Source organism: Actinomycetota bacterium (assembly GCA_036280995.1).
GTDB lineage: Bacteria > Actinomycetota > CALGFH01 > CALGFH01 > CALGFH01 > CALGFH01.
Genome location: DASUPQ010000592.1, coordinates 1 through 2,531, shown reverse-complemented (window position 1 = coordinate 2,531; position 2,531 = coordinate 1). Strand labels below are relative to the sequence as shown.

General features: G+C 70.6%; 3 protein-coding genes and 1 pseudogene. 3 read left to right on the top strand and 1 reads right to left on the bottom strand.

Annotated elements, in window-relative coordinates:
* Nucleotides 1-366 precede the first annotated feature (366 nt).
* Nucleotides 367-672: pseudogene (locus VF468_20005) on the top strand (transposase).
* A 23-nt stretch (nucleotides 673-695) separates the two neighbouring features.
* On the opposite strand, the gene VF468_20000 reads toward VF468_20005, so the two are convergent.
* Nucleotides 696-830, bottom strand: coding sequence for a hypothetical protein (locus tag VF468_20000; GenBank protein ID HEX5880573.1), 135 nt, complete (start codon nucleotides 828-830; stop codon nucleotides 696-698).
* A gap of 165 nt (nucleotides 831-995) precedes the next feature.
* Between VF468_20000 and VF468_19995 the strand changes: the two genes are divergently transcribed.
* Together VF468_19995 and VF468_19990 are read left to right on the top strand one after the other, a co-directional pair.
* Nucleotides 996-2,027: a transposase gene (locus VF468_19995; GenBank protein ID HEX5880572.1), complete on the top strand. Its 1,032-nt coding sequence runs from the start codon at nucleotides 996-998 to the stop codon at nucleotides 2,025-2,027.
* Between the two features lie 205 nt (nucleotides 2,028-2,232).
* A partial coding sequence (locus tag VF468_19990) for a Zn-dependent oxidoreductase (GenBank protein ID HEX5880571.1) occupies nucleotides 2,233-2,531 on the top strand: 299 nt, incomplete at its 3' end.

Below are 2,531 nucleotides of genomic sequence, written 5' to 3'. Positions count from 1 at the left end.
GAGCAGCTACGTCTTCCAGACCAGCCCCGACCGTCAGAGCGCACCAACAGGGGTCGGTCCTGTTCCAACGCGGTGAGCGGGATGCTCCGGCGTTCGGCCGCCGTGGGCTTCCCGCTCGTCGGCGCTCGCGGCCACCTCAGGGTCGACACCGGGCTCAGCCACAGTGTCGTAGGCACCCGACCTCATCGGCTGCTGGTATATCGCCAGCCAGGGCAGACCAAGCGCATTGTTCGACACGACGCTCGCGCCTCGTTGGGGTCTTCGTAGGTATGCGCCCACCTGGGGCCTGTTGCTTTTTGGAAGTAGCTTCCGGACACAACCGGGATGATCTTGGCTTGGCGCGGCGCGCAATGAAATGATCTTCGTATGGCGAGGACATACCGGCCGGTTGATCGTGACCAGGAGTTCCTCTTGCCGCCGTCGATGGTCGATTGGCTGCCCGAAGATCACTTGGTGTGGTTCGTGATCGCGGCCGCACAGCGGCTGGATTCTTCCCGGTTTCATGATCGTGCGAAGTTGGGTGGGGCGGGTCGGCGGGGCTATGACCCGGAGATGCTGCTCACGCTGTTCGTCTACGCGATGGCGCACGGGGAGTCCTCGTCGCGGCGCATCGAGCGGCTGTGCCACACCGATGTGGCGTTTCGCATCATCTGTGCCTGGGATGCGCCGGATCACACCGTGCTGGCGCGGTTTCGTCAGCGCCACCAGCAGGCGTTGGGCGATCTGTTGACCGAGTCGTTGGCGCTGGCCGCCGAGCTCGGAATGGTGGCGCTCGGCGTGGTGGCCTTCGACGGCACGAAGATCGCGGCGAACGCGAGCAGGGAGGCCAATCGCAGCGAGGAGCACCTTCGGAAGCTGGCCGAGGAGTTCGTGGGCACGCTGGAGGCGACGGACGCGGCCGAAGACCTCCTGTTCGGTGCGAGCTCGCGGGGCGACGAGCTGCCGGTGCAGGTGCGCGACCGCACCCGCCGGGGCGAGCGGATCGCTGCCGCGCGTTGGCCCAGCTGCGGACCCGCCGCCACGCCGCTGAGGCGGCCCGCCGGGAGCAGGCGGCACGGGAGCGGGCCTATCAGCAGGCCGCCGAAGCGGCGGCGGCGGCCGGCTCGGCCATGCGCCCGGGTCGGCCACCGAAGAACGCCGACGTGGTCAGGGTGGCCCAGGCCCGCCTTGACCGCAGGCGGGCCGGGGCCCGCGCCCGGCACGCCGAGTGGGCGACCCGGGCAGGGCGCACCCGGGCCCAGGGCCGGGTGCCGCGCGGGCGGCCGCCGGTGCCGGTCGAGAACCAGCGCGGGGTGCCTGAGGCCCGCGCCGCCTACCAGGCCGCCCGCGCCGAGGCCGTCGAGCAGGCGCAGTCCGGCGGGACCGGTGGCGACGGGTCCGCCGGCGGGACCGCCCGCACCGAGGCAGCCGAGCGGCTCAGCGTGAACCTGACCGACCCGGACTCCCGGCTGCTGAAGACCCGCAACGGCTGGGTGCAGGGCTACAACTGTCAGACCGCGGTCAGCGAGGACGAGTTCGTCGTGTCCGCGCGGGCCACCCAAGACGCCAACGACGTCGAACAGTTCGTGCCCACCGTGGACGACCTCACCGCCACCGCCGAACGGCTGACTCACCGCACCGGGCGCGACGATCTCACGGTCGGCACCATGGTCGGCGACGCCGGCTACCACTCGCAAACCAATCTCGACGCCGAGGGCCCGGACCGGCTCATCGCCGACGCCAAACGTCACATGATCGACCAGCGGGCCGCGACCGAGCCGGCCACCGGCGACCCGCCCGCCGATGCCAGCCCACGGCAGAAGATGAACCACCGCCTGCGCACACCCCAGGGCCATTCCCTCTACAAGCGGCGCGCCCCGACGGTCGAGGGACCCAACGCCTGGCTCAAAGATCGTCGCGGGCTTCGCCGCTTCGCCCGCCGCGGCCTGGACGCCGCGCAAGCCGAGCTGTCCTTCGCCTGCGCGGTCACCAACCTGCTCAAGCTCGCGACCAAGGCAGTCACCGCCACCCGGTTCCAGACCGGGTAACCAACACCCACCAGCCCAGCCCCCCGCCCCGCTTCGCTTCGCTTCCGAGCACGACAGACCAAGCGCCGGCCCAGCCGCTTGCGAGGTGCCAGCCCGAGACAAAAGGCAACAGGCCCCTATGACGTAAGACCTTTCACGATCATGGACGTAGAGGGCGCGGGGTGGGAACTTGCGGCAGCATGCCCGGATTGCCAGGCTCACGGCCATGTTTGCCGTCACCGCAGTCCGTCAGGACCCCAACGACCCGCTGGCGGGCCTGGAGCTAGGGCAGGTCAGGGAACCGGAGGTCGCCGACGGCTGGACGACGGTGCGCCTCATGGCAGCGTCCCTGAACCACCACGACCTGTGGAGCCTGCGCGGCGTGGGGCTGCCGGCTGACCGGCTGCCCATGGTCTTGGGCTGCGACGGCGCCGGGGTCGACGAGGACGGCAACGAGGTCATCGTGTACCCCGTCATCGGCGACCCCAGTTGGCGGGGCGACGAGACGCTGGACCCCAAGCGGTC